At 71.4% G+C, this 25,671-nt stretch carries 25 protein-coding genes and 1 pseudogene; 12 read left to right on the top strand and 14 right to left on the bottom strand.

All coding sequences use genetic code 11. The annotated features are described in order from the left end of the window. On the top strand, positions 1-160 hold a 160-nt coding region (locus IE271_RS32985; RefSeq protein ID WP_268256249.1), incomplete at its 5' end, for a non-reducing end alpha-L-arabinofuranosidase family hydrolase. A gap of 202 nt (positions 161-362) precedes the next feature. Here IE271_RS32985 and IE271_RS32980 read toward each other — a convergent pair. The 4 genes from IE271_RS32980 to IE271_RS32965 form a co-directional block, all read right to left on the bottom strand. Next, on the bottom strand, positions 363-1,301 hold the full coding sequence (locus IE271_RS32980) for an RICIN domain-containing protein (RefSeq protein ID WP_190194158.1): 939 nt from the start codon (positions 1,299-1,301) through the stop codon (positions 363-365). A gap of 446 nt (positions 1,302-1,747) precedes the next feature. Beyond that, entirely contained in the window at positions 1,748-2,650 is a 903-nt protein-coding gene (locus IE271_RS32975) for an alpha/beta fold hydrolase (protein ID WP_190194157.1), read from the bottom strand. 328 nt (positions 2,651-2,978) lie between these two features. Then, positions 2,979-3,530, bottom strand: a complete 552-nt coding sequence (locus IE271_RS32970) for an EF-hand domain-containing protein (RefSeq protein ID WP_190194156.1) — start codon at positions 3,528-3,530, stop codon at positions 2,979-2,981. A 302-nt stretch (positions 3,531-3,832) separates the two neighbouring features. After that, the gene (locus IE271_RS32965) at positions 3,833-4,825 is read right to left on the bottom strand and encodes an AraC family transcriptional regulator (RefSeq protein ID WP_190194155.1); all 993 of its coding nucleotides are present in this window, start codon (positions 4,823-4,825) and stop codon (positions 3,833-3,835) included. Positions 4,826-4,980: 155 nt separating this feature from the next. On the opposite strand from IE271_RS32965, the gene IE271_RS32960 reads away from it, so the two are divergent. Next, positions 4,981-5,919, top strand: coding sequence for an alpha/beta hydrolase (locus IE271_RS32960; RefSeq protein WP_190194154.1), 939 nt, complete (start codon positions 4,981-4,983; stop codon positions 5,917-5,919). Between the two features lie 716 nt (positions 5,920-6,635). Here the strand turns inward: IE271_RS32960 and IE271_RS32955 are convergent. Further along, on the bottom strand, positions 6,636-8,294 hold the full coding sequence (locus IE271_RS32955) for a cellulase family glycosylhydrolase (protein WP_190194153.1): 1,659 nt from the start codon (positions 8,292-8,294) through the stop codon (positions 6,636-6,638). 1,143 nt (positions 8,295-9,437) lie between these two features. Between IE271_RS32955 and IE271_RS32950 the strand changes: the two genes are divergently transcribed. Further along, positions 9,438-10,520 (top strand): sensor histidine kinase, encoded by a 1,083-nt coding sequence (locus IE271_RS32950; protein ID WP_229919710.1) that lies wholly within the window; start codon positions 9,438-9,440, stop codon positions 10,518-10,520. 152 nt (positions 10,521-10,672) lie between these two features. Here the strand turns inward: IE271_RS32950 and IE271_RS32945 are convergent, their stop codons facing one another. The 4 genes from IE271_RS32945 to IE271_RS32930 form a co-directional block, all read right to left on the bottom strand. Next, the gene (locus IE271_RS32945; RefSeq protein ID WP_190194152.1) at positions 10,673-11,086 is read right to left on the bottom strand and encodes an ATP-binding protein; all 414 of its coding nucleotides are present in this window, start codon (positions 11,084-11,086) and stop codon (positions 10,673-10,675) included. Further along, positions 11,083-11,967: an MEDS domain-containing protein gene (locus IE271_RS32940; RefSeq protein WP_190194151.1), complete on the bottom strand. Its 885-nt coding sequence runs from the start codon at positions 11,965-11,967 to the stop codon at positions 11,083-11,085. The genes IE271_RS32945 and IE271_RS32940 overlap by 4 nt, the downstream gene beginning before the upstream one ends. Before the next feature lie 445 nt (positions 11,968-12,412). Continuing rightward, the gene (locus tag IE271_RS32935) at positions 12,413-13,375 is read right to left on the bottom strand and encodes a phosphotransferase family protein (RefSeq protein ID WP_190194150.1); all 963 of its coding nucleotides are present in this window, start codon (positions 13,373-13,375) and stop codon (positions 12,413-12,415) included. A 361-nt stretch (positions 13,376-13,736) separates the two neighbouring features. Next, positions 13,737-14,522, bottom strand: coding sequence for a DeoR/GlpR family DNA-binding transcription regulator (locus tag IE271_RS32930; RefSeq protein WP_190194149.1), 786 nt, complete (start codon positions 14,520-14,522; stop codon positions 13,737-13,739). Positions 14,523-14,976: 454 nt separating this feature from the next. On the opposite strand from IE271_RS32930, the gene IE271_RS32925 reads away from it, so the two are divergent. The 3 genes from IE271_RS32925 (at position 14,977) to IE271_RS32915 (ending at position 17,859) form a co-directional block, all read left to right on the top strand. Next, positions 14,977-15,165, top strand: a complete 189-nt coding sequence (locus IE271_RS32925) for a hypothetical protein (RefSeq protein WP_190194148.1) — start codon at positions 14,977-14,979, stop codon at positions 15,163-15,165. A 604-nt stretch (positions 15,166-15,769) separates the two neighbouring features. Further along, positions 15,770-17,485, top strand: coding sequence for an aa3-type cytochrome oxidase subunit I (gene ctaD, locus IE271_RS32920; protein WP_190194147.1), 1,716 nt, complete (start codon positions 15,770-15,772; stop codon positions 17,483-17,485). Then, positions 17,482-17,859: a hypothetical protein gene (locus IE271_RS32915; RefSeq protein ID WP_229919708.1), complete on the top strand. Its 378-nt coding sequence runs from the start codon at positions 17,482-17,484 to the stop codon at positions 17,857-17,859. Before ctaD ends, IE271_RS32915 begins: the two co-directional genes overlap by 4 nt. A gap of 211 nt (positions 17,860-18,070) precedes the next feature. Here IE271_RS32915 and IE271_RS32910 read toward each other — a convergent pair whose 3' ends face one another. Next, positions 18,071-18,493, bottom strand: coding sequence for an Hsp20/alpha crystallin family protein (locus tag IE271_RS32910; RefSeq protein WP_190194146.1), 423 nt, complete (start codon positions 18,491-18,493; stop codon positions 18,071-18,073). A 380-nt stretch (positions 18,494-18,873) separates the two neighbouring features. Between IE271_RS32910 and IE271_RS32905 the strand changes: the two genes are divergently transcribed. From IE271_RS32905 to IE271_RS32890, 4 genes are all read left to right on the top strand, one after another. Then, a complete protein-coding gene (locus IE271_RS32905; RefSeq protein ID WP_190194145.1) occupies positions 18,874-19,290 on the top strand; it encodes an Hsp20 family protein in 417 nt (138 codons plus the stop codon). A 109-nt stretch (positions 19,291-19,399) separates the two neighbouring features. Beyond that, a complete protein-coding gene (locus tag IE271_RS32900) occupies positions 19,400-19,795 on the top strand; it encodes a DUF2267 domain-containing protein (protein WP_190194144.1) in 396 nt (131 codons plus the stop codon). Positions 19,796-19,873: 78 nt separating this feature from the next. Further along, positions 19,874-20,311, top strand: coding sequence for a DUF2267 domain-containing protein (locus IE271_RS32895; protein ID WP_190194143.1), 438 nt, complete (start codon positions 19,874-19,876; stop codon positions 20,309-20,311). A gap of 300 nt (positions 20,312-20,611) precedes the next feature. Next, positions 20,612-21,199 (top strand): SDR family NAD(P)-dependent oxidoreductase, encoded by a 588-nt coding sequence (locus IE271_RS32890; RefSeq protein WP_190194142.1) that lies wholly within the window; start codon positions 20,612-20,614, stop codon positions 21,197-21,199. Between the two features lie 172 nt (positions 21,200-21,371). Here the strand turns inward: IE271_RS32890 and IE271_RS32885 are convergent, their stop codons facing one another. Then, positions 21,372-21,773, bottom strand: coding sequence for a VOC family protein (locus tag IE271_RS32885; protein WP_190194141.1), 402 nt, complete (start codon positions 21,771-21,773; stop codon positions 21,372-21,374). 267 nt (positions 21,774-22,040) lie between these two features. Beyond that, positions 22,041-22,673, bottom strand: coding sequence for a TetR/AcrR family transcriptional regulator (locus IE271_RS32880; protein ID WP_190194140.1), 633 nt, complete (start codon positions 22,671-22,673; stop codon positions 22,041-22,043). Between the two features lie 99 nt (positions 22,674-22,772). Here IE271_RS32880 and IE271_RS32875 point away from each other — a divergent pair, with 99 nt between their 5' ends. Both IE271_RS32875 and IE271_RS42495 read left to right on the top strand, forming a co-directional pair. Continuing rightward, on the top strand, positions 22,773-23,426 hold the full coding sequence (locus IE271_RS32875) for a CatB-related O-acetyltransferase (RefSeq protein ID WP_190194139.1): 654 nt from the start codon (positions 22,773-22,775) through the stop codon (positions 23,424-23,426). Positions 23,427-23,539: 113 nt separating this feature from the next. Next, positions 23,540-23,811, top strand: a pseudogene (locus IE271_RS42495) (nucleotide disphospho-sugar-binding domain-containing protein); the annotation flags it as partial. A gap of 66 nt (positions 23,812-23,877) precedes the next feature. Here the strand turns inward: IE271_RS42495 and IE271_RS42490 are convergent. Then, positions 23,878-24,054: a hypothetical protein gene (locus IE271_RS42490; RefSeq protein ID WP_229919711.1), complete on the bottom strand. Its 177-nt coding sequence runs from the start codon at positions 24,052-24,054 to the stop codon at positions 23,878-23,880. A gap of 470 nt (positions 24,055-24,524) precedes the next feature. Beyond that, positions 24,525-25,526 (bottom strand): D-erythronate dehydrogenase, encoded by a 1,002-nt coding sequence (gene denD / locus IE271_RS32865; protein ID WP_190194161.1) that lies wholly within the window; start codon positions 25,524-25,526, stop codon positions 24,525-24,527. Between the last annotated feature and the right edge of the window lie 145 nt (positions 25,527-25,671).

Genomic DNA, 25,671 nt, shown 5'->3' with positions numbered 1-25,671 from the left:
CGACATCAGCCACGGTGACCTGGTCCGCAACAACCCCGACCAGACCATGACCGTCGACCCCTGCAACCTGCAGTTCCTCTACCAGGGCAAGTCCCCCTCCGCGAACGGTCCCTACGACCAACTGCCCTGGCGGCCGGGTGTCCTCACTCTGCGGCGCTGACCCGTCCGGTCCGCGGTGACCGCGATGGGGTGCGGTCCGCCGACGCGTGGACGAGCGGTTCACGGCGTGGGCGCCTCCACCTGTTGACGGTACTCACCGCCTCGGGGAACCCCGGCCGTGCGCCGGCCGGGGTTGCCCGCTTTACGGGCTGTCGTCCCCGCTGAGCAGGGGCCGTCGTCCGCGCCGGCCGTGGCGGGGGCGGTCAGCCTGCCCGGATGAGGAATCGCTGGTCGGCCGCCCCGGTGCAGCGTTCCTCGACGGCTTCGGCTCCCTCGGGGGCGTGGTCGTCGGCGATGCCGATGCACCTGCCGCTGTGGACCGGGCGGAGCCGGAAGCCCTCGGCGCTGTCGGACGCGGTTGCCTCCAGCCGGAACAAGGTGGCCCGGCCGCAGTCGTCGCGCGGTTCGAGCATGCCCTTGACCGGTCCGGTAGTCATGATCGCCAGGCAGCCTCTGCCCTCCTGGGGGTGGTGCCACTGGACGCGGTGGAGGCCCGCGCCGGCCGGTTCGAGGTAGGTGCGCGGCACGGGGGCCTGGGCGCAGGGCAGGAGGGCGGCGATGGCACTGGCGTAGGCACCGTCCCGGTCGCGTCCGTCGGTCAGGCACAGGCCGGGGGCGCGGGCGGAGCGGATGGTGACCCATCCGTCGGCGGGAGCCGGGGAAGTGCCGCCCGCGGCGGTCGGTGCCCCCGGGGAGTCGTCGGGGAGCAGCCACCAGACGAGCAGGGCGAGCAGGGGGACCACGAGGGCGAGGGCGAGTGCGACCGGGCGGACGGGGGTCCGGCGTGGGGGCGAGCCGGTGGACGTCGCGGCGTGCGATGGAGACTCGGCTTCGGCTTCGGCCTCGGTCTCGGGGGCGGGTGTCGCCGGCGGCACGGTGTCGAGACGGGCGATGCGGTCCCTCGCCTCCAGCCAGGCGTCGAGGCGCCGGCCGTCGCCGCAGGCGCGGACGAACGCGGCCAGCACGTCGGGGCGTGGCAGGCTCGTGCGGCGCAGGATGTCGGCCAGTGTGCTGCGGGCCAGTACGTCACCGTTGCGGGCGGCCCGCTCCTCCAGTTGGCGGTAGGTCAGCCCCGTGTGCTTCTTGAGCTGCTGCATCGACGCGACGAAGTCCGCGGCGTCTCGGGCTTCATGCGGTGACAATTCCCCCAGGTTCCCCACGAGCATTATTTTGCTGCGCTCATGACATGAGGGACAACCGTGGATCTCGCCAGGTCCGTGCTGTCCGAACGCATCCCGGACAAGGCGCTGACCGGCCCGGACAGCAGCAGCCTGTCCGGGACAGCCCCATGCTGTTGCTCTGGCCCCGTCCCCATCGGCAACCTCTTGTGCAGCTGGTCGAGTCGACTGTCGCAGCGCAGGCCGGCTCCGGGGGAAGCCCGTCCGGGCGAGGACCGCAGGACGGTCGGGGGGCTCGTTCGGAGGGGACGGGGCGGTCGGTGTCCGCCGTGCGCAAGTGCCGGCGGACACCGACCGAAAAGAGGGGCGACACCGCGGGGCGGCCGACCGTCCGCCCTCCGGCGAAGCACGGACTGCAGCCGGTCCTGCCGAGCGTGTTGTCAAGCGGCTCCGCCCGCCGCTGCGCACTGTCACGAGACGGCGTGGACGGCCGCGTCGAGGGCGGGGTGTTCGATGGGGGTGAGGAAGTCGAGGCTGTCGAGCGGCTGGTCGGTGAAGTAGTCGGTCACGAGGCGGGAGAGCTCCTTGGGGCGTTCCAGGTTGGGCAGGTGGTCGGTTTCGCGGATGAGGGTGAAGGCTCCGTGTTCGATCGTCGCGGCGACTTCGCGGACATGGTCGGGGGTGGTGAACTCGTCGCATTCACCGGTGACGCACAGGGCGGGCACTCCGGTGATACCGCCGTCGGGCAGGCGCTCACTGGCGATCAGGCGTTCCAGGAGGGCGAGATGGCGGGCCGTGTCGGCCGGGGAAACACTGCTCATGACACGCGAGAGCACGCGGGCCACGACGGCACGGTTCCGGACGAGGCGCTCGGGGCCTGCCATCAGTGCGTTGACGCTTGCGTGGCCGTAGGCCTCCGCATTCTTTCCGGCAATGAGGTTGTCCGCCATGTCCTGAAGCCCGTTCCGTCCTTCCTGCGGGTACTCCATGGCGGCGCCGAGCAGCATGAGGCGCTCGACACGGTCGGGGTGCTGCTGGGAGAGGAGGTAGGAAATGGGGACGCCGTAGGAGGCGCCGAAGAGATTGACGGGGCCGCACACGACCTGTTCGAGAAGGTGGGCGAGTGCCTCGGCGAGGAAGGCGAATCCGTGGCGTCCCGGCAGGTGGTCGGCCATGCCCGACCCGGGCAGATCGGCGGTGATGACGGTGGCCACCTCCGTCCACGGCTTCTCCAGGCGCCGCCAGGCGTACATGTCCTGGAACGCGCCGCCCATCACCACGACGGGTTCGGTGCGAGCCGCGGGATTCTCGACGATCCGGCAGCGGTAGTTGAACCCTCTGAACATCAGATGACGCACGATCTCGTCGGGCATGAGCGGTGAATCCCTCCAGAACGGGACTGACGGCCGTTTCGATCGCTTCGGTTTTCGTGGGCGGCTCACCGGCAGGACCATAAGTTCACCCGCCCCGGGCGAGGTGCGCCGCGCAGACCGGTGACGGTGGTCTCCCGGTGCCGATCGCGATGTCGCCGACCGGCGACCGCAAGGGGCCGGCCGGAACTCCCGACGGGGGTGCCGCGGGCGGAGGTGCGCCACTGCCGGTACTGGCCGGGGTCGGACCGGGACGTCGACAGGACGCGCTCCGTCCGATGGCCGTGGCCGGTGCTGTGCGTCGGGAGGTCGTGACGCGGCGGCGTTCGGGTCATATCCCGAGGCGGCCGAAGAGCATGCTGCCCGGGGCGCAGGGGTCGGAGGAGTAGAAGAACTCCCGGGCCGCGTGGACGAACTCCCGGCGGCTGACGACGCCGGCGCCGTCGATGTCCAGCTGCCCGAACATGTTGATGGCGTACCGATCACTGACGCCCCACACCTGCAGATACCGCCGGAACTCCGCCTGGCCGATGGAATCGTCCCCATCGGTGTCCATGATGTCGAAGACGGCGTGCGGGATGCCTTCCACCATGTTGAAGCGGCTGGTGTCCAGGCTCAGTGCACGGTTCGCTCTGCGGTACTGTTCCCTGTCGAGGCGGCTGCCACCGCCGGCGTGACGCAGCAACTCGATCCAGTACATCTGGTACGCGACCACCAGTGCGTGCGCCCTGCGATCGTCCTTTCCCACCTTGTAGGTGTTCAGATAGCGGTCGATGAGCCGCTGGTGATCGCTCCAGTCGACGTGGCCGTCGCGATCGGTGTCGATGGCGTCGAACATGAGATCCAGCTTGGCGGTGATCGCGCGGGCGGTGGCAGTGGCCATGGTGGTCCTCTCACGGAAGCGGCATGAGCGCGGGGGATGCGGTGACAGGTCGGACAACCCCGTCATGAGATTTCCCGTAAAAAGCCCGAAAGGTTCAATGCGGGCGCACAGCCACTCGATGAGGCGCGGCCCGCTCAGCGGAACGCTGTCCGGCATCAGGGCGACGCGCACACCGGACGCCCGGTCCGGCCGGGACGACCGCCCCCACCCTTCCGGCGGCCACCCCACTGACACTGGGGTGCGCGAGTGGACGAGCCGACCGCGTTCGCCGCCTCGTCGTCCCCGTGGCGTACGGATGCGGGCTACTCCCGGAGCCGGACGACGCCCTGGCGGTCGACCGCCGGGTCTTCGCCGGGGCGTCCGGCACCCGATCGCGACCGGGAGGGGTTCGTGGCACGCCGGTACCCGCCGGGAGTGAACCCGGTGGTACGGGCGAAGGCGTGGCTGAAGGAGCTTTCGGAGGCGTAGCCCAGGCGTGCGGCCAGGACGGCGAGAGTGGTGTCCGATTCGCGCAGAGCCTGTTTGGCCAGATGGATCCGGAAGTGTGTCAGGTAGGTCAGCGGCGGCTCGCCGGCGACCTCGCGGAAGCGGTGCGCGAAGTGGCTGCGTGACATCCCCGCCGCGGCCGCCAGTTCGGGAAGGCTCCAGCGGCGGGACGGCTCCTGGTGCATGAGGGCCACCGCGGGACGCAGGTGCTGGTCCGCGAACAGGCGCAGCCAGCCGCGTCGGGTGAGGTTCTCGTCGTCCAGGCAGAGGCGCAGGACCTCCAGCAGGAGCAGTTGAGCGTGCTGATCGGCGGCGAAGCCCGCTCCGGGGCGCATGCCGGCCGTCTCCTGGCCGATGCGCTCGATCAGACGCCGCATTTCCGCCGCCTCGCTGCTCGACGGTCCTACGTGCGTGACCGCGGGCAGTGCCGAGGTGAAGACCTCGTCCGCCGCGGCGTCGAGCTCCACATGGCAGCCGATCAGGGCCACCTCGTCCGGTCCGCCGTCGGAGGCGAGGTCCCCGACGGCCTGCGCGGGCCGGTCGGCGCCCTCGGCCGGACGCAGGTCGGGGGACGTGCAGAGAACGACGGACCGGACTCGGTTGAGGACGACCGCGTCACCGGCCTTCAGCCTCACCGGGGATGCGCTGTCCGCGATGAGCCAGCAGGATCCGCGGACGATGGCATTGAGCTTGACCACCGTGGACTCCTGGAACCGGTACGACCACTCCCCGTGCGCCCGGAAACCCCCTGCCAGCGTGCAGCGCGCTTTGACCAGGGTGAGCATCTGCGTCAGTGGGTCCGGCGTCATCAGCGGACTCTAGCGCAAGAACCGAGGACCCTGGAGCATTCACAGTCCATCACATGGGGGAGAGGGTAGGTACTGGAGCGGCTGCACACCACATTCCCGCGTGCGCCCGGCGGCCGCTCGCCACTCCGGGCGACGCTGTAGGGACAGGCGGCCCCATGCACAACGTCACATTCAGGAACGGCGGGATCACCATGGCCGGACAGGTCTTTCTGCCCCCGGGCTTCGATGCCCGTGCGCACACGAAGCACGCCGCCCTGGTCTGTGTCCATCCCGGCAGCGGAGTCAAGGAGCAGACCGCGGGCCTGTACGCCCGGCAGATGGCGTCGAAGGGCTTCGTGACGCTCGCCTTCGACGCCTCCGGCCAGGGGGAGAGCGGCGGTGAGCCGCGGCACGCAGAGGTGCCGGCTGCACGGGTGGAGGACATCCGCTGCGCGGTGGACTTCCTGACCACACTGGACCACGTCGACGAGTCGAAGATCGGTGTACTGGGCATCTGCGCTGGTGGCGGATATGCGGTGAACGCCGCCATGACCGATCACCGGATCCGCGCGGTCGGTGTCGTGGCCGCGGTGAACATCGGCCGGGCACGCCGCGCGGGCGGACCTGACTCGGTCGCCGAGATGCTCGAGGCGGTCGGCCGGCAGCGCACGCTCGAAGCACGCGGTGGGGCTCCCCTGATCACCCGGTGGATCCCGGACAGCCCCCAGGAGGCCGCCGCGGCGGGGGTGACGGAGCCGGACGCCTTGGAAGCCGTCGACTACTACCGCACGCCACGAGGACGGCACCCGCGGTCGGACAACCGGCTGCGGTTCACCAGCGTGGCCGACGTCATCGGGTTCGACGCCTTCCACCTGGTCGAAGAACTGCTGACGCAGCCCCTCCAGGTCATCGTGGGAAGCGAGGCCGGCGAGTTCGGCTCCTACCAGGAAGGAGTGGACCTGTACCGGCGGGCGCCGGGCAGGAAGGACCTCCACGTCATCGACGGAGCGAGCCACTACGACCTGTACGACCGACCCGCATACGTGGGTCAGGCGGTGACGAGGCTGGAGAGCTTCTACGCCGAAGCGCTGTCCCTTCAGCCGCACTCCGCATGAGGCCGACATGCGCGTCGGGCCGCCACGGATCCGGTGGGGACTCCCGCCCGTGCCGGACTGAGCGGAGGCGCCGGCGTGCCCTGAGTACCGGGTCGTTCGGTTCTGCGCCGCAGGCGTCCTGCGCTCCGCATCGGGGCAGCCTCAGCAAGCGCACTGCACCCCGGCACTGAGACACCCTCGTCAAGCGCACTGCCCCGGCACTGGGGCACTGTCAACGAGCGCACCGGTCGAGCACACAGGGGCGCCCCTCTCGCGGGCCGAGCGGAGAGGGGCGCAGCCCATTGCGGTGCGAGATGCGCGTGAAACGTTTTTACCCAAGGCATTGTCGCCGTCCGGCCAACACCCTACGGTGAGGGCCGTCACCGCGTAGATCGATCTACGCGGTGCGACGAGCGGCGGGGGAGCCGTGCTCCCCAGCTCTTCTCGGGGGACGCGACCGTGGACGAGGCGCTGACGCGCATGGACGACGCCGTCGAGACCCACTGACGCCCGCGCGGCGGCCGCACGCGGCGGGAACCCCTGCGAGGGGATGACACCTTGAGGGCGTACGCGGGAGGGCCCTCCGTCCTCGGCCCGGTGCCCCGGCGAGGTACGGAGAGCCCTCCCGCCGACGACGGACAGGGTCTCCCCTTCGGCCGGCAGCGGTCCCTACGGGATCGCCGTCACGCCGGGGCGGGGTCCGGCCGGGCCGTCTCGGGCACGCGGTCCGCGGTCCCTCACCCGGTCGCGCACGCCGAGCCGTTGAGCGTGAACGACGTGGGCGCGGGGTTGGCCGTCGACGCCGTACCCGTGAAGCCGACCGTGACCGAGGAGCCCGCGGAGATCGTCGACGTGTACGACGCCGCGGCCACCGTCACGGAGGAACCGTTCTGGGCCGGGGTGCCGCCCCACATGTTGCTGACGGTCTGGCCGGCGGGGAAGGCGAAGGCCAGGGTCCAGCCGCTGATCGTCGCCGTGCCGGTGTTGCGGATGGCGATCTCGCCCTGGAACCCGCCGGGCCAGGAAGCGGTGACGCGGTAACCGACGGAGCAGCTTCCGCCGGGCGTGCCGGCGCTGGTCCCGACGGTGACGGTGGCCGAACGCGGGGACCGGTTGCCTGCCGCGTCCTTGGCGTAGACCGCGAAGGTGTACGCCGTGGCCGCGGTGAGGGAGGAGACGGTGACCGACGTGCTCGTGCTGGAGGCGGCCGTGGTCTCCGCAGTGCCGTTGACACGGACCACGTCGTAGCCGGTGACGCCGACGTCGTCCGTGGCGGCGGGCCAGGTCAGGGTGACGGAGGTGGCGGAGACGTCCGACGCGGCCGGAGTGCCCGGGGCGGTCGGGGCCCGGGTGTCGGGGGCGGTACCGCCGAAGACCGTGGCCTCGCGGGACGTCTGCGCGATGCCGTTCGCGCCGTGGAAGACGCGCTCGCCCCAGGAGCTGAGCCGCGCCGGGTCGAAGTCGATCGCGAGGTCGAGGACCGGATCGGTGTTGCCGCTCCAGGACCAGGCCAGGTAGCCGAGGCCGAGCTGTTCGGCGGCGGCCATCATGGTGTTCTCGTCCGGGTCGCCGTACTGGTCGGCGGGGCCGCCGAACTCGCCGATGACGATGGGGAGCCGGGCGGAGACGAAGGCGTCGAGGTAGTCCGTGATCTCCGCGGCGGTGTCGAAGACGCTGTACATGTGGATCGAGAACAGCAGGTTGCCGGTGGTGTCGGCGTCGTGGACGGCCCGGGCGTCGGCGCGCATGACGCCCTGCCAGTCCTGGCCCCAGTTCGGCGCGTCCACCATGATCGTGTGCTGGAATCCGGCGGCACGCAGCTTCTGGACCGCGGCGGTCGTCGGGGCGGTCCATCCGGCCGGGTCGGTGTTGCCCCAGGGCTCGTTGCCGATGTTGATGACGACGTAGTCCTCCTGGCCGGCCAGGACGCTCTTGAGGCTGATCCAGTAGTCGGCGGCGTGGTCGAGCGTGCCCGCGGCGGCGTCCTCCCCGTAGCCGGTGGTGTCGTGCACCTCCAGGACGCAGATCAGGCGGTTCTTCTTGCAGTCGGCGACGACCGCCGCGACGTCCTCCGCACTGTTCCGGCTCCAGCGGTGGCCGTCGGACAGGACGACCCGCACGGTGTTGGCGCCGAGCGCCTTGATGTCGGCCAGCGACCGGGTCTCGCCCGGGTACCAGGTGTGGGCGTGGTTGACGCCGCGCATCACGAAGTCGTTGCCGTTGCGTTCGAGCAGCCTCCCATTGCTGATGTGCAGGCCGGTGGCGGCGGCCCTTGAGGACGTGGCGGCGGCCTGCGCGGGAGGCGAGAGGAGGGTCAGCAGCCCGAGGAGTGTGGCCAGGGCCGTCAGTAGGACGGTCGCCGGACTCCTGGGTGTCGTGCTTCTCGTGGATCTCACTGCGGCTCCAGGGAGTGAGGCGGAGGAAGCGGGTGGCTGAGGGGCCTTGTAGGTGTGGGAGCGCTCCCATACAGGCACGTCAATCAGGGACACGTCAATATGGGCAGCACAACGAAAGCTCCCCGAAGCTGTCGCAAGTTTTCGTACGGCACCGCCTCGCACCGCGGGTGCCGCCGCATCGGCGATCGGTGGATCCGTCGGCTCCGGCCATGACGGGCGTGCGCACGGTCCCGCCTCCGGTCCCTGTCCGTCCTTCCTCCGCGAGCGTCGCGTCGACGGCGCGCCGCGGGGACGGGCTGTCGGGGGCCGTACGGCTCATGCGGGGCCGTCCGGCCGCGCGGCCGAGGCCGTGGTCGAGGAAGCCGGAAGGTGGCGTGCCCGGCTCCGCTGGACACGGTGTGCTCGTGAAGGGGTGGTGCCGTCGACCGCAGGGGCCGTAGCGCTCCGCCGCGGGGGCGGGGTGTGCGGGCAGTGCGTGCCGGACGAGGCCGGACGTGTCCGCCGAGGCGGGCGCCTGCCCCCGGTGTGCCGCCCCGTACGGCGGAGATGTGGTGCTGCGGTGTCTCCTGGCAGCGGTCCTTGCCCGGTCGCGCCGGACGCGGGCCGGGGTTCGGTCGCGGACCGGGCCGCCGAGGGGCGGCGGCGGGGTGGTCACACCCTCTGTGGCACGACCGCGCCCGGGCAGTCCGCGTGAGGGAGCAGCGTGTGGCGGCCGCGCCCGCCGCGACCTGAGCCGCCCGGGTACACAGGAACGGAACACCCTGCCGGCTCGCTCACGGCCCCGCCGGGCCGGGTGCCGTCGCACGCCCCCGCGGAGCGTGGAGGCAGGCGGTTCAGGACCTGCGCCGCACCGCGCGTGTCCTGTCCGGAACCCCGTCGAAGAAAACCGGCCGCACGGGCAAAGGATTGTCGCCACCTGACCGGAACATCTCCGACAGTCGGCCGGAGCGTTCCGGCCAGTCGGCGGAAGAGGACCCGCGACGGCTCCACCCCAGGACCTGTGCGGTGATACGCAACGGACAACGTACGACAACGACGAGCGGAGTGCGCGTGAGTCATGCAGGAACCGTCTACGACCCGGCCGCCACGTCCACCGCGGCACGGCCCGCCGGTGACAGGGCCCGCCGCATATACGGCCCACCGCTGGACGCCGCACTGGTGGCGGCCTCACTGGTCAACGTATGGGCCAATGTCGACGTGGAGGAGAGCCTGGCGATGGGCTGCGCCCTGCTGGCCGCGTTCGCCCTGGTCCTGCGCCGCTGCCTGCCGCTGGCGGCCTTCCTGCTGACGCTGCCCACCGCCCTGGTCACCGACGCCGTGTGGGCCGCGCTGATCGCCCTGTACACACTGTCCTCCGTCAGCCGCCACCGCGTGTTGCTGGGCGGGTGCGCGCTGGCGTTCAGCATCAGCAGCTTTCTGCCCTGGCCGTGGACGGACATCGACGCGGCGGAGCTGTCCGAGGCCTACAGCCTCGTCGAGCTCACCGCCACGCTGGCTACCGCGGCCGCGCCGGTGTTCCTCGGCCAGCTCGTCCAGGCCCGGCGCGAGCTGTCGCAACGACTGTGGGAGATCTCGCGGGCGCGCGAGCACGAGCAGCTGCTGATGACACAGAACGTGCTGGCCAAGGAACGGGCCCAGCTGGCGCGGGAGATGCACGACGTGGTCTCCCATCAGGTCAGCCTGATCGCCGTGCAGGCCGGAGCCCTGCAGGTCGGCGGCAGCGACCCGGCGGCCCGGCGCACCGCGGCCACCATCCGCCGGCTCAGTACGCAGACCCTGGACGAACTGCGGTACATGGTCAGTGTGCTGAGGGACTCGGGCAGTCGGCCCACCGAGCTGACCCCCCAGCCCTCCCTCGCCGATCTGCACCACCTGGTCGACACCAGCGGTATCGGCGCCGAGCTGGACGCCGACCTGCCCGACACCCTGCCGCCGGCCGTCCAGCGGGCCGTCTACCGCACCGTCCAGGAGGCCCTGACGAACGTACGCAAACACGCCCCCGGCGCGACGGCACGCGTGCACATCACCTGCCAGGACGGCATCGTCGACGTCACCGTCACCAACACGCCTCCCACCCGGCCCGCACTTGACCTGCCCAGCGCCCACCACGGCCTGGCCGGCCTGCGCCAGCGCGCCGCCCTCCTGGGCGGGAACGTGAGCTGCGGTCCCACCCCCGAGGGCGGCTACCGGCTCCAGGTGCGGCTTACGGCAGGCAGCACGGCATGAACGGATTCCGGCCGAGGGCTTCCCGCTCCGCGCGGCACACCGCCGCTCCTCGTGTGCAGCCGGACCGGACGCAAGCCCCGCTGCCACCCCACTGGCCAGGTGGCGCATCACGGGCGGGGGCCGGGCCGCCGGGAGGGCCGGGGCCGGTGTGGTCACCGGGTGGGGAGGGCGACAGCAAGGGTGACGACGGTGCCTGTGGCCCCGGCAGTGATGTCCAGGTGGTCGGTCAGCCGCTGGACCATCCACAGGCCCCGTCCGCTCTCGGCGGTGGCGGCGGGAGCGATCACCCGGCCGGGGAAACCGGGGCCTTCGTCGGACATCCGGCAGTACAGGGCGCCGTGGCGTTCGTACAGTCTCAGCAGTCCGTGGCCTCCGCCGTGCCGGACGGCGTTGGACGCCACCTCGTCGACGGCGAGTACGAACTCCTCGCGGCGCTGTGCGGGCAGCCCGGCACGAGCGGTCCATGCGCCGACCCGGGCCCGCACGTAGGAGAGCAGGGGGGCGGTGAAGGCGATCTCCAGTGGACTGTTGCCGGAGGACGTCCGAGCCTTCGAGGTGGTGGTCACCGCGTGTTCCCCCCTGGAGGAGGCAGAGCGAGATTGCCCAGTGCTTCCGCGCCCGTGCGCCGCAGCAGGCGCGCGTGGAAGGGCGAGCAGCGGACGTCCACACGCCGGCACTCCTGAGCGTCCGCGACCAGGCTGATCAGGGTGCGCGCGCAGGTCATGGACAAGAAGCACAGGCGTGTCAGGTCCAGCAGCAGGCGGTCGGCCGTGGCTGCCGCGGCCAGCGCGTCGTGTACGGCGGCCTGGAACTGCGCGGCCGTCGCCGCGTCGGCGTCGCCGATCAGGTGCAGGCCGTTGATGCTGTGGTGGGCGGCCAGGTCGCCGGGCCGTTCCAGTAGGGCCACCGGGTGGCCGACGCGCATCGCCTCCAGCACGTCCGGCTCGAAGCGGCGGCGGTCGTAGGCGCAGACCTCCGCGTAGCTGCGGTCGGCGAAGAGGGCGTCCGCGTGCGTCTCGCGGTACATCACCGCCTCGATGTCCATACCCCAGTCCTGGACCCACGCCATGTCGACGAACGAGCGCAGTCCCGTGTAGCCCTCGTGGCGGGCGCGCTCGGTCTCCTCCCACAGGCGGTCGATCTGGTGCTGGGCGGTGAAGCGGCGATGGGGACGGATGAGCGCGTGCATGCTGGTGATCTGCAGCTGGCCGCGGAACTCCGCCTCCTCGGCCGCGGGCGACCAGGCGGCCAGCCGCTCGAGCACCTGCGTGTCCGGGACGGCCGGATCCGCCAGGACGACGACCCTGTCCCCGTGGGCGAGCCCGAGCTGGGTGAACGCCGCCAGTGTCTCCCAGCGGACGCCGTCGTCGGCGTAGTGCGCGAAGGCGTGATCGCCCAGGCGCATCGACTCGACGGCCCTGGTGCGGGTGTCGACCGCAACCGGCATGATCCTCCCCCTCCTCGTTCCCGCCTGTCGTGGCGGCGGGCGGGACTGCCACCGCATCGCAAGAGGCTAGCCAGCTCGGGCGCACGGCCCGGCCGGCACGTCCATACCGATGGCATTTGCCATGTCGCCGTCCCGGACAGCTCACCCGGCGACTGCTTGTGTGGCGCACCGGACCGTTTTTGCCAGCATGCGGCCGACACCGGCCGCCATCCCCCTTCGTCCGGGTGCGATGCGGGACTCCTTGTGGGCGTGGGGTGTCCAACGCGGTGGTGGTGCGGACGACGCCGACGACGCCGATGACGTCGACGTCGAGGACGTCGAGGACGTCGGCGGCGGTGAGGCCGCTGCGGGTGCGCCCGGGCGCGGGTGCGCGAGCGGCTCCGCTCCCGGACGCGGCAGCCGGCCCGGCGCTCGCCGCCGTGCCCGCGTCGCAGGCGGCTCCGGTTCAGCCCGGCGCGTCCATCAGGGCGGTGACGTAGGCGTCCAGCCGCTCCTCCACGACTCGCGTCGTCAGCTCGCGCCTCCCCGCCTCCCGCCACGGCCGCGCCACCTGCCGCACTTCCTCCGAGCACGCGAGCCCGTCCCGTACCTGCCAGTACAGCCGTTCGCCCGCGGTCGCGGCCAGCACCCCGCCCGCCTCCTCGTACGCCTCGGCGAACCGCAGCCCCCAGGCAGGGCCGTGCAGCAGCGCGAGATTGGTCGAGCAGTGCGCCACGTCGAGATCCGCCGGGCCCCAGGAGGCCGCCGCCCAGTCGACGACCCCCGTGATCCGCAGGTCTGCCGACTCCGGGGGCGGCGCGTCGAACAGTACGTTGCCGGGCTGGAAGTCCCGGTGCAGGAACCGTCCCGCACAGGGCGGCGCCGGCTTGCGGATCACGTCGACCGCCGCGCCCCACACCGCCGCGTCGGCGCCCTTTGGAACCACGACGGTGTCGGCGGTCGTCAGCGTCACGTACTCCCGGGGCCGCTCGGCGGGCCGCAGCGCGTGGATCGCCACGAGCTGACGGGCCAGCAGGGGAAGGCGCGTGGGCAGTCCCTCGTCGTCGAGGACCGTCCGGCCCGCCACATGCGTCATCAGCAGCGACGGGTACGCGCACTGCGCGGCGGTCGGGTCGACCGCGACCAGCCGGGGAGCGGGGACGCCGGTCCCCGCGAGCCGGGTCAGGGCGCCGGCCTCCCGGTGCAGCCAGTCCTCGGCGCGCTCCCCGTGGAACGGGTCGACGAAACTCCGCAGCACCAGGTCACGGGTGCCTCCCTCGCGCGTGCCGATCGTCAGCCTCCGCATCTCGGCCGTGATGCCGCCGCGCAGCACCTCGATGCCGACGATCCGCTCGCCGGCCTCCAGGTGCCGGCTCACCCAGGCCAGGGTCGACGGCCGCACGGCCCCCGCTTCGTCGTAGTCGGTCACCGGGCCACCTCAGTGCCGTGACCGGAAGGGTTCACCGGCTCACGACGCCCGGCATGGCACCTCACTGCGTTGTCGGAGCCACCCGAGTACGCCCGGTACGAGGGTGGTCCTCCGCCTTGCGATGCACCGCACCGGACGCCGCGAGCCCACGGCAAACCTTTCCGGTCACGGCACTCAGCATCCGGACGGCACCGTGCGCAAAGGCTTTCCCCTCCGGTGCCGTTCAGGGCGAGCGCAGGCGGAAGGGGGGTCCGGCCCGGGCCGACGCGGACCCGGCCGCCCTTCCGGCGATCCGGATGGACGTCGCCGGTGGGCCGCATCCGGCCGGCGCCTGGTCGCGTGGACCGGGGCCAGGCAGCCGTCATGCCAGGTGGGTCTCGACCCCGGACTCCCGCAGCGCCCGGAGGGTGAGCGGACCGCTCGGATGGGTCTGCGCGTCCTCCGCCGCGGCATCGGTGACGAAGGTGCCCACCGCGCTCAGCTGCGCCACCTGGCTGAACGCTCGCACGCCGAGCTTGGTGGCGTCCGCCACCGCGACGGTGCGTGCCGCCTGCGCGAGCCCTGCCTGCTTGACCGCCGCGTCGTCGAGGGAGAACTCCGTCCAGCCCCGTTCGGCGTGGACCCCGCCGATCGACATGACGAAGAAGTCGAAGCTCAGGGCTTGCAGGGTGCGCAGCGCCAGAGGACCCACGAGCGAGCGTTCGCCCGGGCGCGAACGCCCTCCCACGATGAGAAGTTCGATGCCCGGCTTGTCCGCCAGAACCACGGCCGCCTGCAGACTCAGTACGGCCACCGTGAGGGGGGCTCGCTCCACCAGGTGCTCGGCGACGTGCACCGTGGTGGTGCCGGCATCCAGCAGCACGCTCGATCCCGGCTCGACCATCGCGGCGACCGCCGACCCGAGCCGGTCCTTGGTCGCGGCCTGCCACTCCCGTCGGGCGAGGAAGCCCCCGCCCTCCTCCCGGGGGCGCACGGGAACCGCGCCGCCGTGGACCCGGCGCAGCAGGCCCTGGCCCTCCAGCGTGTTCAGATCCCGGCGAACGGTCATCTCCGAAACGCCGAGACGTTCGGCCAGCTCCGACACGGACAGCTTGCCCGCGTTCTGGACGAGCCGCAGGGTCAGGTCAAGACGGTCTCCGACGCTCATGCACTATTTCTAACATCGTTCTGTTCGTTCGAACGAACCTGGAGGCTCGACCCGTTGCGGGGGCGTCGCACGCCCAGCCGGGTCGCCAGTGCTCAGCGCTCAGTGCGCCTGGGCATGTGATGCTCGGCGTGATGTCCCCGCTGTCCTCGCGGTGGATGACGCTGTCCCGCCGTCCCGCTCCAGCCCGACACGCGTCGCCGGGTCTGTCCAAGGTGGCGCAGGAGCGGTGACGTCCCCCGCCAACGTGCGTTCGCAGCAGCCGACGTGCAGCCTGTTCCGCCCTTGTGAACATATGGATTGTTCATACGAACAGCACTATGTTGGAAATCGTACGGGGGGTACCGGACGGTGCGCAGAACGGCACCGGACTTCCCGCGCACCCTCGTCCGAGGGTTCGAGGCGGTCACGCTGCGGCTGCGACCTGGGGTCCGGGCCGCCGAAGCGCGTCCACGAGGTGTACGACGAGCCGTTCGGCCAGGTGGTGACCGAGGGCTGGAACTATCCGCTCCGGGCCGATGCGACGGCGCGGACGATGGGGAGGCAGGTGAAGCTCACGTGCGGAGAGGCCTTCGCCTACAAGCTCACGACGTGGCGCCCCGACATCGGCGCCGAGGCGACCGACCGGTCCCGTCGAACGGGCTGAGCCGTTCCTGTCCGGCGTGCGTGAGGCCGCTGCGCCGGAGACGAGCACGGGTCACGGAACACACTGCCGGGCGGGAACGGCCCGCCGGTACGTCTCACGGCAGGAGGAGCACGGCGAACAGCACGGCACGGTCTCCTCCTGCGGGCGGACGCCGGCATACGGTGCGTCGTCCGGTCCGCCCCGAACCGTTGGGGGACGTCAGTGACACGCCTTCTGAACCGGAGCGGCCGCAGCCGGTCCAGGAAGGACGGCCGCCCCGGTGGCTCGTCCACCGAGGAGGGCCCGACCGCCTCCGCCGCGCGGGCGCTCATCGACACGGCGCCCGCATGGGCGGCGGACCGGGTGCCCGGCGCCGGACGAGCGTCACGGGTTCCGGGCCGGACCGCTGCTCCTTCCAACCGGGGTGTCGGGTACGGAAGTCGAGAACGCCTCGGCCGATCTGATTGACCGGCACACGCGGAACGTGCCGGAAAAAAGGAGGACTGACAGAGGTGGGCGTGGATACACGCTGTCCGGCTCGCGGAGCCGGCTCGGCGTGCGTGCCGTGCTCTTCCGCGTTCCGCGGGCGAGACCAGGACTTCGTAGGCACCGATCGAGGACGCTGATGGCGACGCACACCACCGAACCGGTCGCTCCGGTCCCCGCGGCGGGACGCCGCAGCAAGGGCCAAGTGATCATCTCTTGGGCGACGACGACCGACCACAAGAAGATCGGCCATCTCTACCTCATCACATCGTTCGGCTTCTTCCTGATCGGCGGAGTGCTGGCGATGCTGATCCGGGCCGAGCTGGCCCGGCCCGGTCTGCAGCTCCTCTCCGCCGAGCAGTACAACCAGTCGTTCACCCTGCACGGCACGGTGATGCTGCTGCTGTTCGCGACGCCGACGTTCGCGGGGTTCGCCAACGCGATCATGCCGTTGCAGATCGGCTCCCCGGACGTGGCCTTCCCGCGGCTGAACATGTTCTCGTACTGGCTGTTCCTGTTCGGCGGCCTGATCGTGGTGGCCAGTGTGTTCACCACCAACGGCACCGCGGACTTCGGCTGGACGGCCTACACCCCGCTCAGCGGCGGCGAGCGCACCCCCTACGTCGGCGGCGACATGTGGATCATGGGTCTGGCCCTGTCGGGCTTCGGCACGATCCTCGGCGCGGTCAACTTCATCACCACCATCATCTGCATGCGCGCGCCGGGCATGACGATGTTCCGGATGCCCATCTTCACCTGGAACGTGCTGCTGACGTCGGTCCTGGTGCTGCTGGCCTTCCCCGTGCTGGCCGCCGCGCTGTTCGCGTTGGAGGCCGACCGGCGCTTCGGCGCGCAGGTCTTCGCCCCTGAGAACGGCGGGGCCGTCCTGTGGCAGCACCTGTTCTGGTTCTTCGGCCATCCCGAGGTGTACATCCTGGCGCTGCCGTTCTTCGGCGTGATCAGCGAGATCATCCCCGTCTTCGCCCGCAAGCCGCTCTTCGGGTACACGGGACTGATCGGCGCCACGATCGCCATCGCCGGCCTGTCGGTGACGGTGTGGGCGCACCACATGTTCGCCACCGGTGCGGCGCTGCTGCCGTTCTTCTCCTTCATGACGTACCTCATCGCGGTGCCCACGGGAGTGAAGTTCTTCAACTGGATCGGCACGATGTGGAAGGGGGCGCTGTCGTTCGAGCCGCCCATGCTGTGGGCGGCGGGCTTCCTCGTCACCTTCCTCTTCGGCGGCCTGACCGGCGTCGTCCTGGGGTCTCCTCCGCTGGACTGGCACGTCACGGACACCTACTTCGTGGTCGCCCACTTCCACTACGTGCTCTTCGGCACGATCGTCTTCGCGATGTTCGGCGGGTTCAGCTTCTGGTGGCCGAAGATGACCGGCACGATGCTCGACGCACGTCTGGAGAAGGTGCACTTCTGGACGCTGTTCGTGGGCTTCCACATGACCTTCCTGGTCCAGCACTGGCTGGGCGCCGAGGGCATGCCGCGCCGCTACGCCGACTATCTGGCGGCCGACGGCTTCACCGCCCTGAACACCGTCTCGTCGATCGGCGCGTTCCTGCTGGGCCTGTCCACCCTGCCGTTCCTGTACAACGTGTGGAAGACCGCCAAGTACGGCAAGAAGGTCGGGGTCGACGACCCCTGGGGGTTCGGACGCTCCCTGGAGTGGGCGACGTCCTGCCCGCCGCCCCGTCACAACTTCACCACGCTGCCGCGCATCCGCTCCGAGTCCCCGGCCTTCGACCTGCACCACCCGCAGATCGCGCGGCTGGACCAGGCGGAGAGCAGCGGACGGCGCGACGCCGTGGACGCCGAGGGCCACAAGGGCGACCGGCCGTGATCGCGGACCGGGACGGCCGGCACCTGCGCGACGACGCGGGCGAGGCGCTCGCCGCCCGGGCCGAGGGGTACCTCATGGCGCAGTCCCACTGGCAGGAGGCGCGCCGCGAGGCCGAAACGCTGTGCGCCGCGCTGCCGTGGCTGACCGCAGCCCAGGCCGAGGAGGTGAGCCGTCACTGCGTCGAGCGGCACACCGACCTGGTCCGGTGGACGCTGCGCGGCACGGTCCGCCGGGCCGACGAACTGCGCCGGGAGTACGGGGCCCGCTGTCACCGCCCGCGACGGAGCCCGCTCAGGCGCCACGCCGCCGGTGCGTGCGGGGTCCCGGCCTGCGTCACCGGGATCAACGCGGCGCTGTGGGTATTCGTGCGGTAGGGGAGCGGACCGGACGCGCGGTGAGGGTGCCTTCCCGGGAGCCCGGGCCCTTCGGACCTGCGGTGAAGCAGAGGACGGGGAGAACGCACGCACCACGCGCGGTCCCGCGGGTTTACGCCGACCTGCGCCGCGCGTGCCGGGAGACGGGCCGGCGAGCGCGGAGCACCGGCGTACCGGCTGAGCAACCGGCGTGCACGGCCCGGGGTGTGCCTCAGGCCGTGAGCTGCTTGGGAGTGCCGCCCGAGATGGCGATCCTGCGGGGCTTGGCGTGGGCCGCCAACGGAATGCGCAAGGTGAGGACGCCGTTGCCGTAGGCCGCCTCGGCGGCTTCGGTGTCCAGGACGTCGGACAGGGGCAGGCGGCGGGCGAACCGGCCGGCGGGGCGCTCGGTGAACACGGGCCGAGCGCTGGCCGGGACCGGGCTGGGGCGCTCGGCGGTGAGCATCAGCGTGTCCTGTTCCACGATCAGCTCGATGCTGGAGCGATCCATGCCGGGCAGGTCGAACTGCAGGTAGAGCGCTTCGTCGTCGCGCCAGGCATCCACCGGGACGGCGGCGTCGGCCGAGGCGGCGGCATGTGCGAACTGGTGCGTGAGCCGATCGAGACCGTCCGAAGCGCCGGTACGCGCGAGCATTCCCAAGTCTCCCTTCGCTTCCGGGTGTCAGCTGTCACGAATGTGATCCGACGGAAGAACCGCTTTCCGTATAACGCACCGCAGGATGTTTGACAAGTTGCGACTGGATGAAGTTGATACGTGGGGGCTCAACTGCCTCCAGCGGAGGACAAGCGTTCGCCCGCACCGGCCGACTCGGCTGCGCGCCGCGCGCCTTGCACGCGAGTGTGCGGGCGAGCCGGAGGGCGCTCCCGGCCCGGATGTTCGACACCGTGCGGCCGAGCGGCGTGCTCGCGCAGCACGCCCACAGAAAACTGAGCCGATAGACGTCAGCTTTCCGACGGTGTGATATAGCAGGAGTGGAGCGAAGGGCGCGGAAACGGCGTCAAGGAGGGACGGACATGCCGATGCGTACGGATCCCTTCCGCGAACTGGACCGGCTCGTCGATCGGGTCCGGGACACGGCCGCGCATCCGGTCGGCACACCCATGGACGCACGGCGCGAGGATGCGATCTTCTGTGCGGAGCCGGACCCGCCGGACGTAGACCCGCACTCCGTCGACCTCGAGCGCAGCGTGCCGACGGTCAGGGCCGAGCGCAAGCCGGCGTACGGTGAGGGCGCCGACACGGTGATCACCGAGCGGCCCGCGGGAACGTCCAGCCGACGACCGCTCCTCGGGGAGAGCCTCGACACCGAGCGGATCGAGACCTCCTGCGGGACAGGTGCGCTGAAGCTGCGCATCCCGGTCACCGAGCGGGCCGAGCCCCGCGAGATCGCCACAGGCGGGGGACCCCGCCGCACGGTGCTCTCCGGCTGACCCGGCCTCACGAGCCGACCGACAGGTGAGGGGACGAGCATCTGATCCTCCCTGCACCCGCCCTCCGCTCCCACCGGAGCGAAGAAGCCGAAGAAGGGGGACGGCCGACGTGATCATGCGATGGGAAGCATTCCTCGACCGTGTGACGGAACGCGGCGAATACCGCAGTGAGCAGGAAGCAGAACGAGCGGCCCGCGTGGTCCTCGCCCTGCTGGGCGCACACCTGGTCGGCGAGGTACGCGCCCAGCTGGCGGCACGTCTGCCGGACGACTTCGCCCTGATCCTGCTCAACCCGCTGCAAAGCGCCGAACCACTGTCCCCGGAACGGTTCGTGCGAGCGACGGCGGCCTGGATCGAGGGAGCCACCGAGCAGACCGCGGCCTGGGACGTCAGCGCCGTCCTCAGCACGGTCGCCGACGCCGCAGGCGACGACCTCCTCAAGCAGATCCTGTTCCAGCTCCCCGCTGGCTACGACCTGCTCTTCGGCCGCCCCCAGCCCACCTGATCACCCCGCACCCGGTGTCCGCCCACCCTTCGCGGGCACCGGCACTGCGACCTCCGAGACAGAAAGGCAACGACCGCAGTGATGTCCGACCGGTGCGCACCGCTCCAGCAGCTGCCCGCGATGACGTTCGAGCAGATGCTGGAGAAGGTCCGCTACGAAGGCGCCTACCCCACCCGGGAACGGGCCGAGAAAGCCGTCCGTCTCGTCGTATCGGGGCTCGGGCGCCAGCTGACCGGCGACGAACGCGTGGACCTGGCCTCCCGCCTGCCCCTGGAAGCTGCACGCATCCTCACCGAACAGATCCCCGACGCCCTGCCCCTGACCGGCTGGGCCTTCGTCAAGGACCTCGCCGCCCGCAGCGGCGCCCCCCTGGCGTCCACCCGCTGGGACACCGGCACCGTCCTCGCCGCTGTCGCCGCCGCGGCCGGCTCCGAACTGCTCACCCGCATCCTGCGCCGACTGCCCTCCGGCTATGCGCATCTGTTCGGCCGCACCGGGCTCGTCCAGGCCGCCTGAACGGGCCGCACGGCAGCCGCGAACAGGGCGCAGGGCCGCACCGCGCGACGCTCGGGCGGCCCCGGACGTTCTCCGACGAGCGGGTTGCCGACCTTTCGCCGCCCTGGAGGCGGCGACCGGCAAGCCGGTGCGGCCACCGGCGGTCATCCGCAGTTCAGCCACCGGTACCGGACCGTGCTGCCGATCACCCCACCTCGCGCAGGCCGCTTCCGCCTACCGTGGTCCCATCCGCCGGACTCGCGCGGGCGTCCCGGCTGACACCCTGGGCACCCGTGCGAGTTCACCGGACGGAGAGCCGGCATGATCGATCCTCGTCCGACCGGCCGGACCGTCCTGGTCACCGGAGGAGCGGGAGGCATCGGCGCGGCGATCAGCCGTGCGTCCGCCGCCCAGGGCGCACGCGTGGCCGTTCACTGCCTCGCCCAGGACCCGGCCCCGCCCGCGAGCCGCCAGTGGGCCCATGTCACTCCCGCGGCCGAGAGGGCCGAGCAGTCCACGCGCCGGCTGGGCGACGACTCCTTCGCCGTCGGTGCGGATCTGTCCGGCCCCGACGCGGCCCGCCGGCCGGCCGAGGCCGTCGCCCAACGGACCGGACCGGTCGACGTCTTGGTCGACGACGCCGCACACTGCCAGACGCCGGACAGTATCGACACCCTGACCTCCGACTCGCTGGAGCGGCACTACCGGGTCGACGCCGTCGCACCGGCGCTGCTCACCGCCGAGGCCGCCCGCCTGCGCCGCGGGCAGGAGCCGCTGTCCGTCAGCAACGTCGGCACCGACGCCGCACACGCCTTCCCCGGCCGGACCGGCTACGGCACCATCTGGCGGCACAAGCACGTCACCAACGAGCGCCCGTGCAAGGTGATTGACGAGGCGAACACTGCCTGATGCGGCGCTGGTGCCGTGACCGGAAGGGTTTGCCGTGGGCTCGCGGCGTCCGGTGCGGTGCGTCGCGAGGCGGAGGACCACCCTCGTACTTGGGCGTACTCGGGTGGCTCCGACAACGCGGCGAAGTGCCGTGCCGGGCGTCGTGAGCCGGTGAACCTTTCCGGTCACGGCATTAGCTCTGGCTCTGCGGTGCCAGGGTGCGCAGGACGTCGAACTCGTTGCCCTCGGGGTCTGCCATGACCACCCAGTTTCGGCCTGCACCCTGGCCCACGTCCGTCGTGGTGGCGCCGAGACCGAGCAGCCTGGTCACCTCGTCCTCGGTGCTGCCGTCGATCGGGCTGATGTCGAGGTGGAGCCGGTTCTTCACGGTCTTGCCCTCGGGTACCCGGACGAACAGCAGGGTGGGCGGCATCTGGCGGGCCCGCACCTCTTCGACGGTCGGCACCCAGGAGCCGATCTCGACCTTGCCCTCGCTCCGGTCGATCACCTTGAAGTCCAGCACTTCGCACCAGAAGGCCGCGAGTCTCTCCGGATCGTGGCAGTCGACGGTCAACTCGGTGAACCTGCTTGTCATGACTCCCCCGGACGGTGCGGACGGGGTTCAGAGTATGCCGCCCGTCCGACGGAGCGGGGTTCTTTTCCACCAGGGACATCGGACGGGCTCGACCTGGTATCGGATACCTGTGAAGCCCCTGGCGGGTACGGGTCCGCGAAGAACGAATCCCGGACGCCGACCGCCCGCGACCATCGGATCACCCGCGCCGCCCTCGCCCTGCGCCGGACGGAACACGGTCGTACCGGCTGAACGAAGACCACCAACCGTCACGGGAGGTCGCCGGGATCACATGCTCTCTTCCCGGCGCCGACGGACGGAGAAGGCGCCCGCGGCAGCCGCCAGGACTGCCGTCTCCGCGGCCCGTTCCGGCAGGTGCGGGTCAGGGTCAGCACGCAGGAGCACCAGTTGGTGGTAGAGCGGCGCCGTGGCGGCGATCAGCAGGCTCCGCGCGTCCGTGCGCTGTGCGGGAAGCTCACCGCGCTCGACGGCGCGCTCGACGAGGATCTCGCACTGGGCGTACCGGTCCGCCCACAGCCGGGTCTGGGCCCGCGCGGCCTGTTCGGAGTGGAACGAGGCGGCCATCAGGGCGACGGCGAGCGACGGCTGTACGACCAGGGACTCCTGGATCTGCTGGTTGAGGGCCGTCAGATCGCCGCGCAGGGAGCCGGTGTCCGGTGGCTGCCAGTCGATCTCACCGGCGGCGTCGATGACGTCGACGAGCAGGCCGCCCACGTCGCGCCAGCGTCGGTAGACCGTGGTGCGGTGCACTCCCGCGCGGGTCGCGACGCCCTCCATCGTGAGTCCTTCGTGCCCGTTCTCGGCGAGTTCGGCGCACACCGCGTCCAGGACCTGGGCGCGGACGCGGGCGGTGCGACCGCCCGGCCGGCGGTCCGGCGTCGTGGTCGTGGGGTCTGTCATCGGCAGTCAGTATCCGGTTGATCAAGGCGGCAGGGCTGTGCCAGCATCTTAACGCGACAGTTGTCGCTCTAGGCCTACTGAAGAGGAACCGTCTCCGCGATGCCGCCTGTTCCCGCCGACCCCACCGTGCTCCACCCGATGCCCGAGCACCCGCGCGTCGTCCTGCTCAAGCCGTTGGTGAAGTCGCCGCTGATCGAGGTCGGCGACTACTCGTACTACGACGATCCGGACGAGCCGACCGCGTTCGAGACGCGCAACGTGCTGTACCACTACGGGCCCGAGCGGCTCGTCATCGGCAAGTACTGCGCGCTGGGCACGGGCACGCGGTTCATCATGAACGGCGCCAACCACCGCATGGACGGCCCGTCGACGTTCCCCTTCCCCACCATGGGCGGTTCCTGGGCCGAGCACTTCGACCTGATCACCGATCTGCCGGGCCGGGGCGACACCGTCGTCGGCAACGACGTGTGGTTCGGGCACGGCGCCACGGTCATGCCCGGTGTACGCATCGGCCACGGCGCGATCATCGCCGCCGGCGCCGTGGTCACCGGCGACGTCCCCGACTACGGCATCGTCGGCGGCAACCCCGCCCGTCTCCTCCGCACCCGCTACGACGCCGCGGACGTCGCCCGGCTCCTCGCCGTGGCGTGGTGGGACTGGCCCGTGCAGCACATCACCAGGCATGTGCGGACGATCATGTCGGGGACCGTCGCCGACCTGGAGGAGGCCGCCGCGCAGGCCGACCGGTCCTGACACCGCGTCCTCGCCGCGACCGCCCGTACCCGCCCCGCGCCGGCAACGACTGGCCTGCCGATCCCATCGCCGCGGCGGGTCTCCAACCCGACGCCGCCGCCCAGGCGCTCCCGCAACTGCACGCCGCCTTCGGCGACCTGCCCGGTCAGCACGTCGTGCTCCGGATCGGCAAGTACGCCGGCCCCGGAGAACTCGGTGCCGTCCCGTCTGACGTCGAAGTGCACCCCGGGCCCCGCGGCGGGCGATCCTGGAACAGGCCGACGCCTTCGTCACCCACGCCGGCACGGGCGGCCGCGGCGAGGCGCTCCTGGCCGGCGTTCCCGCGATCGTCGTACCGCGGGGAGCCGAGCAGTCCATGAACGCCGACCGGCTCGTCGAAGTCGGCGACGGCGGTGGTGGAGGCGGAGGGCAGTCGCTGCGCAACGGTGGACAGGCCGTCTTCCGTCCCGAGTCACAGCTTGCCGCCCTCGGCATGGTTCTCGTAGACGTAGAAGGCCGCAAGGTCCTCGATGCCGTCGCCGTCGAAGTCCCCGCGCACGGTGGTGGCACGGCCCGCGGCGGTTGCGGTGCCCGCGACGACCGGCACGCCGAACGTGCCGATCAGAGCGGCGGCCACCGCGGTCGACACGGGAAGGCGGCGGATACCCACAAGTCCTTCGGCAAGCGCGCGGCTCACAGGCCGCCTAGGGGTGACATTCGCCCGGCAGCCCCACGGCGACGGCTGATGGTTGCGCGGTGAACAGAACATGAACCGTCGGCGTAGGGCACGTCAGTGCGGTCTGCCCGGGTCCGGTGGAGCAGGGTGCCGGAAGACGGACCGATCCGGCAGCCTGCGGAGCCCGTCATGCCCCGCAGTCCATCCCCGGGCCACGGTACTTCTCGAAGACACGACGCCCCCGGAAGACGACTCGAGGCCATTGCGTGACGGCCCGTGATCGCCGACGACACCGAGCGCCTCCTCGGCGGCCTGGTCGGCGTTGATGCCTCCGCCTCACCGCCGTCCAGCAGCAGGCCACCCGCGACTTCGGAACTGACGATGCCAACGGCAGCCTGCCCTGTACCTGTGACCTGCTCGGGCATGGCCTCCTGCGGCACGTATCAGGCGGATTCCGCATGACCGGCGAGGTGGTCCTGGACGATCGACAGAAAGCTCGGGTCGGGTTCCAGACCGAGTGCGGCGGCGCGCCGGTTGTCGAAGACGGCCGGCCACGAGCCCACGAGTGCTTCGACGGCGGCGTCGGGCTCGATGGTGACCAGGTCGGCGGCCGCGTCACCGGCGACCTGCCGCAGCGTGGCGAGCATCTCGGCGACGGAGACGGTGAGTGCGGGCAGGTTGACCGGCAGTCTGCCGTCGAGCTGCCCGGGCCCGGTTCCTCGTCCGGCCTCCGCGATACGCAGAAGTCCATGGACGGTGCGGCGTGGGGAGGCCAGGGCCACGCGAAGGCCGGGGCGGACCGGGCAGGTCGCCGGGGATCCGGCGAGCGGCTCGCGGATGATCGACGACAGGAAGCCGGAGGCGGCCGCGTTCGGTTTGCCCGGCCGCACGGCAACGGTCATCAGGCGGGCGACGCGTCCGTCGACGAAGCCGCGGCGGGTGTACTCGGTGACGAGGTGTTCGCAGATGAGCTTCTGTACGCCGTAGCTGGACTGCGGCAGGGCACAGGTCGTCTCGCTGACCAGCGGCGGCAGGGACAGCGCCGGGTCGGAGCCGTACACGGCGAGACTGCTGGCGAACACCACCCGCGACAACGGTCCACCCGCGGCCGACTGTGTGCGGGCGGCATCCAGCAGGGCCCGGGTGGTGTCCACGTTGCTGCGCATGCCGAGGTCGAAGTCGGCCTCGCATTGGGCCGACACGGCGGCGGCCAGATGGAACAGCACGTCGACCGGTTCGGCGAACAGTTCCCCGAGCCGGTCGGTGAGGTCACCGTGCACGATGTCCACGATCGGGTCCGTCGCCAGGCCGGAGCCGGGCTGCACGACGCGGTCGGCGAGCACCAGCCGCCGGATCGGCGCGCCGCCCCATGTCCGTCTTTGCCGCAGTGTCTTGACCAGCCGACGTCCCAGAAACCCGGATGCGCCCGTGACCACCACGCGCATGTGCCACCTCCTGACGAGTCCGCCGATGTCGGCTGCTGTCGGCGCGGCGTCGTGCTCCGGCGTGTCCATCACCGGCAGGGCGCGGCGGCATGCCGTCGGCCAGCCGGGCGGTACCCGCCCGGACGGCGCCCGGCAGCCGTGCCTG

This window comes from Streptomyces minutiscleroticus (assembly GCF_014650875.1).
Classification (GTDB): domain Bacteria; phylum Actinomycetota; class Actinomycetes; order Streptomycetales; family Streptomycetaceae; genus Streptomyces; species Streptomyces minutiscleroticus.
Note: the sequence above shows the minus strand (reverse complement) of the source record. Positions and strands in the feature narration are given on the sequence as shown.